5 protein-coding genes are annotated in these 6055 nt (G+C 71.9%); 3 read left to right on the top strand and 2 right to left on the bottom strand.

Annotated elements, in window-relative coordinates; genetic code table 11:
• A partial coding sequence (locus WML84_RS11995; RefSeq protein WP_347346377.1) for an MFS transporter occupies window positions 1–887 on the bottom strand: 887 nt, incomplete at its 3' end.
• A 77-nt stretch (window positions 888–964) separates the two neighbouring features.
• The gene (locus WML84_RS11990) at window positions 965–2635 is read right to left on the bottom strand and encodes an amidohydrolase (RefSeq protein WP_347346376.1); all 1671 of its coding nucleotides are present in this window, start codon (window positions 2633–2635) and stop codon (window positions 965–967) included.
• Window positions 2636–2830: 195 nt separating this feature from the next.
• Between WML84_RS11990 and WML84_RS11985 the strand changes: the two genes are divergently transcribed.
• Genes WML84_RS11985 through WML84_RS11975 form a run of 3 tightly spaced genes read left to right on the top strand, consistent with a single transcriptional unit; the run spans window position 2831 to window position 5809 of the window.
• On the top strand, window positions 2831–3754 hold the full coding sequence (locus WML84_RS11985) for an Lrp/AsnC family transcriptional regulator (RefSeq protein WP_347346375.1): 924 nt from the start codon (window positions 2831–2833) through the stop codon (window positions 3752–3754).
• A 59-nt stretch (window positions 3755–3813) separates the two neighbouring features.
• Window positions 3814–4491, top strand: coding sequence for a response regulator transcription factor (locus tag WML84_RS11980; RefSeq protein WP_347346374.1), 678 nt, complete (start codon window positions 3814–3816; stop codon window positions 4489–4491).
• Between the two features lie 46 nt (window positions 4492–4537).
• Window positions 4538–5809 (top strand): HAMP domain-containing sensor histidine kinase, encoded by a 1272-nt coding sequence (locus WML84_RS11975; protein WP_347346373.1) that lies wholly within the window; start codon window positions 4538–4540, stop codon window positions 5807–5809.
• Window positions 5810–6055: the final 246 nt, after the last annotated feature.

Genomic DNA, 6055 nt, shown 5'->3' with positions numbered 1-6055 from the left:
ACGATGGCCTCGACGAACGACGCGACCGTCATGGCGCCCAGGATGATGGTCGGGTCGAGCCCGATCTCGGGGGTGTCGGCGTAGTTCTGCACGAACGTCGTGGCGATGACGTAGCCGCCCGACGACATCGCGATGATGCAGAATCCGAGGAAGATCGGCAGGCCGTTGTTCTTGAGCGCGAACAGGAGCGGCGCGGACTGCTCGTGCCCCTCGACCTTCTCCTCGAACACCGGCGTCTCCTCGACGCGGTAGCGGACCCAGAAGCCGACGCCGATCAGCACGATGCTGAAGAGGAACGGGATGCGCCAGCCCCAGCTGAGCAGCTGGTCCTGCCCGAGGGACGCGAGGAACCAGAAGGCGCCCGTGGCCATGAGCGCGCCGAGCGGGTTGCCGAGCTGGGTGAAGCCGCCGTAGAACGTCTTCCACTTCGGCGGGGCGCTCTCGACCGCCATGAGGCTCGCGCCGCCCCACTCGCCGCCGACGGCGAGGCCCTGCACCATGCGGCACAGGATGAGGAGGATCGGGCCCCAGACGCCGATCGTGTCGTAGCCCGGGAGCGCGCCGACGAGCGTCGTCGCGACGCCCATCAGCACGAGCGTGATCGTCAGCGCCGGCTTGCGGCCGAGCTTGTCGCCGATGTGGCCGAAGATGATGCCGCCGAGCGGACGCATGAAGAAGGCGACCGCGTAGGTGCCGAACGAGGCGAGCGTCGCCAGGGCCGGATCGAGGTCCTCCGGGAAGAAGATGTGCGGGAACACGATGGCGGCGGCGGTGGCGTAGACGTAGAAGTCGTACCACTCGATGGACGTGCCGACCAGCGCGGCGAATCCGCCTCTGAGGGCTCTCTGATGGGAGTTCTGGTGTGGGTGCGCGGTGGCGGTCGACATGTCAGCGGACTCCTTCTGATCAGTGGTGACGACTGTCTGTCATGCTTCGTTTCTCGTCGGCGCTCTCGGGACGGGTCTCAGGAGCTGTACACGCATTCGCCGCCCACCCACGTCGAGACGACGCGGATGCCGGAGATCTCCGACGTCGCGGTCTCTTCGGGGTCGCGGTCGAGCACCGCGAAGTCTGCGCGCTTGCCGGTCTCGAGCGAGCCGAGGTCGTCCTCTCGGCCGAGCGCGCGCGCCGCGGTGATCGTGTGCGCGCGCAGCGCCGCGTCGACCGACACCGCGAGGTCGTCGGGGCCGAGCTGGTTGCCGCGGCGCGTGACGCGCGAGGCCGCCGCCTGGACCGCCTCCATGGGGCGCGGGTCGGCGACCGGGGCGTCCGAGCTGATCACGAACGGGATGCCGGCGCGCTCGAACTCGCCGAGCGGGTTGAAGCGCTCGCCGGGCGTGCCGATCGCCTGCTCGACGCCCTCGCCCCAGTTGAAGTGGTGCTGCGGCTGGTTCACCGGATAGATGCCGGCCTTCGCCATGCGCGCGATCTGCTCGGGCGTCGGCAGCCCGCAGTGCTCGATGCGGTGGCGGGCGTCGGGGTCGGGGAGCTCGGCGAGCGCGGCCTCGATCGCGCTGATCACCATCTCGAGCGCGGTCGGCGACTGCGAGTGGGTCGCGGTCTGCAGCCCGACGCGGTGGGCCTTCTTGATGAGCTCGGTGTACTCCGCGGGCTCGTGGTACAGCTGGCCGGTGCGGCAGGGGTCGCCGACGTAGCCGTCGGGGAAGTACGCGGTCCAGCCGCCGAGGGTGCCGTCGGAGTAGAACTTGATGCCGGCGACGCTGAGGTGCTCGTTGCCGAACTGCCCGTGCAGGCCCATCTCGATGGCGTCGTCGAGCAGGTGCGACAGCAGGTACATGCCCACGCGCACCTTGAGGCGGTCCGCATCGGCCAGGCGCAGGTACATGTCGAACTCGCGGCGGCTCACCTGGGCGTCGCCGATCGTCGTCACCCCTCCCGCGAGGAAGTTCTCCTGCGCCGCCGCGAGCTGGCGCTCGTGCTCGGCGGGCTCGTCGGCGAGGTGGAAGTTCGGCCCGTGGTGGCCGATCTTCACGCCCTCCAGTCCCGTGAGCACGTTGCACGCGGCATCCGACAGCTCGCCGGTGAGCTCGCCGTCGGCGTCGCGGAAGAACTCGCCGCCCTTCGGGTTCGGGGTGTCGCGCGTGACGCCGTGCAGCTCGAACGTGTAGCTGTTCACGACGCCGCCGTGTCCGGAGGCGTTCATGAGGTACACCTCGCGGTCGGTCGCGACCTCGTCGAGCTCGAAACGGGTGGGGTGCCGGCGCTCGGCGAGGTTCCGCTGCTCGTAGCCGTAGCCGCGGATGGGTCGGCCGGCGGGGAGGGCGTCGGCCGCCGCACGCAGCAGGGCGACGATCTCGGGGATGCTGCCGGCCTTGTCGGGCCCGCAGTCGACCCACGACATCATCTGGCCGAGCATGAGCGGGTGGGCGTGCGCGTCGATGAAGCCGGGCACGACGGTCACGTCGCCGAGGTCCACGAGCTCGGGCTCGAGCGTGCCGGCCTCGGCGGCGGCGGTGCGGCAGGCGTCGATCGTGCCCACGTGGCGGATCCGGTCGCCGACCACGAGGAACGCCTCGGGCGTCGTCCCCTCCGGGTCGAGCGTGCGGATCCGTGCGGCGGTGACGATCTTCGGCGCGGCGATCGGCGACGCCTGGATGAACGCAAGCTTGCGCACGGCTGGCTCCTTCGGGTCGAACTGGTATGAGAGTAGACCTCAAGCGCCTCGACCGGTAGCAGAAGATTCGAGAACGGATGCCGTGTCGCAGATTTGTCGATGACAGCGGCCAGAAGCGCACGCGCGAGGCCGATCGAGTCGCTCCCACCGTCAATCTGCTGGAAACAGAGCACCGATTTCCGCCAGAATGAGGCCATGGCCGACGTCGACGAGGACATCATCAGGAGTCTGCAGGCCGACGGGCGCGCGCAGTTCTCGTCCATCGCGGCGCAGATCGGGGTGCATCGCTCCGTCGTCGCGCAGCGCGTGCACGAGCTGCTCGCGTCGGGGGAGATCTGGGTCCTCGCCGCCGTCCACCCGCAGGTCCTCGGCCTTCCCGTCCAGGCGCACCTCATGCTGCGCATCTCGGGTCCGACGTCGCCGGTGTTCACGCGACTGCTGGGCATGGGGAACGTCGTCTACCTGTCCGAGATCACCGGTCCTTTCCAGGCAGTGGTCGAGATCTGGGCGGCCTCGCGCGACGATCTGGCGCGCTCGGTGCACGCGATCCAGGCGATCGACGGCGTCATCGACCTGCAGTTCACCCTCTACGAGCGTGTGCTGCGGACGCTCCTCCTCGCCGACGACCCCGATCTCTCCGGTCCGCGGCTGGACGACTTCGACATCGCGCTCATGACGCAGCTGCAGAAGGACGGGCGCCTCGCCTTCGACGAGCTCGCGCGGCGCACCGGGCGGTCCGCGTCGGCGTGCCGCGCGCGCGTCCTGCGCCTCCTCGACGCGCGCGTGATGCGGATCGGCGCGGTGCGCCGGCGGCAGAGCATGTCGAGCGCGGTGCTGTTCGGCATCGGGGTCATCGTCCACGGCGGCCTCGAGGCGCAGTCCGCGGTCGAGCAGTCGCTCCTGCGCATCCCCGGCCTCGAGTTCGCCGCGCGCACGGTCGGCCGGTACGCCGTGGTCGCGGCGGTGCCCGCGCGGTCGGTCATCGAGCACACCGAGCTGGTGCGCGAGATCCGCGCGCACGCCGGCGTGCACATGGTGGAGACGTGGATCCACGCGGCGGTGTGGGCAGAGCGCTACGAGTGGACCCTGGACCGGCTCGAGCGTCTCCAGGACTCGTGAGCACGACGCCCCCGGCCGGCTTCAGACGCGGTTCAGGTGCGACCCCGCAGACTGGGGCCATGCGGATCCTGCTGGTCGACGACGAGGTGCGCTTCGCCGACGGCGTCAGGCGGGGTCTCGAGGCCGAGCGGATGGCGGTCGACGTCGTCCACACGGGCGCGGACGGTCTGCGGATGGCCGCCGAGCACGACTACGACGCGATCGTCCTCGACGTCATGCTGCCCGGCATGAGCGGCTACCGCGTGTGCCAGGCGCTCCGCGACGGCGACGACTGGACGCCCGTGCTCTTCCTGACGGCGAAGGACGGCGAGTGGGACGAGGTCGAAGGCCTCGACACCGGCGGCGACGACTGGCTGACCAAGCCGTTCTCGTACCCCGTGCTGGTCGCGAGGCTCCGCGCCCTGATCCGCCGCGGCGTGCGGGAGCGTCCCGCCGTGCTCGAGGCCGGCGACCTCCGGCTCGACCCGGCCGCGCGACGCGTGCACCGCGGCGACGCCGAGGTGCCGCTCACCGCTCGCGAGCTCTCGGTGCTCGACTTCCTGATGCGCCGGCGCGACCAGGTCGTCACCAAGCGCGAGGTCATCGCCAACGTGTGGGGCGACGACGTCGACGTGGACCCGAACATCGTCGAGGTCTACGTCGGGCATCTGCGGGCCAAGCTCGACCGCCCCTTCGGGCGCCGCAGCATCGAGACGGTCCGGGGCGTCGGCTACCGATTGTCGGCCGATGACGGCTGAGCGGCGTCCGCCGCGCGCACGTCGCCCTCGCTCGATCACGGCGCGGGTGACCTGGGGCGCGGTCCTGGTCGTGGCGCTCGCGCTCGTCGCCGGCTCTGCGGCGGGCGTCGCGATCCTCGCCCGCTCGCTCACCGACGGCGTGGCGGTCGCGCTCGACGGCGACCTCGACACGATCGGCGAGCGCATCGAGGACGGCGTCTTCGACGTGCAGGATGCCGGCGACGATCTCCTCGTGCGGCTGCGGAGCGGCGACACGGTGGCGGTGGACGACGACGAGGCGGCGCTGCTCCCGGAGGTCGCCGAGGACGAGACCCGGCGCGTGATCGTCGACGGGGACGCCTACCTCGCGGCATCCTCGAACACCGACGCCGGTGTGCTGACCGTCGCCCGTCCGGTGGACCACGTCGACGAGGCGGTCGTCACGGCCACGGGGCTGCTCGCCGTCGCGGTGCCGCTCGCGCTCGTGGTGATCGGGCTCGTCGTGTGGAGCGTCGCGCGCCGCGCGCTCGCACCGGTCGAGTCGCTCCGGCGCCAGGTCGACGAGATCGACGCCGCGGGCCTCGACCGCCGCCTGGACGGCGGGGGAGCCGGCGACGAGCTCGACCGCCTCGCGGGAACGATGAACCGGATGCTGGACCGCATCGAGCGCTCGCAGCGCACGCAGCGCCAGTTCGCGAGCGACGCCTCGCACGAGCTGCGCTCGCCGCTGGCGACGATCCGGCAGCACGCCGAGCTGGCCGTGGCCCACCCCGAGTCCACCTCCGCGGACGAGCTCGCCCACATCGTGCTGGAGGAGGGCGAGCGGATGCAGGAGCTCGTCGAGGCGCTGCTGCTGCTGGCCAGGATCGACGAGCGGCGCGGCCTCGGCGCCGTGACCGCGGTCGACGTCGACGACCTCGCGCTCGCCGAGCTGCGCCGGCTCCGCGGCCTCGGCGTGCGCGTCGACGGGCACGGGCTGTCGCCCGGCCGCGTGCGGGGGAGCGAGGCGCTGCTCGCCCGCGCGCTGCGCAACCTCGCCGACAACGCGGCGCGGCACGCGCGCGACCTGGTGTCGATCCGCGTGCGCGCCGACCGTGCGACCGTCACCGTCGAGATCGAGGACGACGGCGACGGCATCGCCCCCGCCCAGCGCGACCGCGTCTTCGAGCGCTTCTCGCGTCTCGACGAGGGGCGGGCGCGCGACGAGGGCGGCAGCGGTCTGGGGCTCGCGATCGTGCGCGAGGTGGTGCTCGCCCACGGCGGCTCGATCGCGGTGACCGAGGGTGCGCGAGGCGGGGCCCGCTTCGTCGTGACGCTTCCCGCGGATCCGGGTCCGTGAGCCGGGTGCGAACCTGAAGACCGCCTCAGGCGGCTTCAGGGGCGCTTCAGCGCCTCTTCGAGAGGCTGGTCTCATGAACGAGAACGAGCGCAACGACCAGACGAACCCCGACACCGCCGCCGCGGCATCCGACGCCGGCGCGTCGCCCGTGACGCGGCGGCGCGGCCTCAGCCGACCCGCCCTGATCGGGATCGGCGCCGGCGTCGGCCTGCTGCTCGTCGGCGGCGCCGGCCTCGCGGCGGGCCT

The sequence above is a fragment of the Microbacterium sp. genome (assembly GCF_039812165.1).
Lineage (GTDB): Bacteria > Actinomycetota > Actinomycetes > Actinomycetales > Microbacteriaceae > Microbacterium.
Note: the sequence above shows the minus strand (reverse complement) of the source record. Positions and strands in the feature narration are given on the sequence as shown.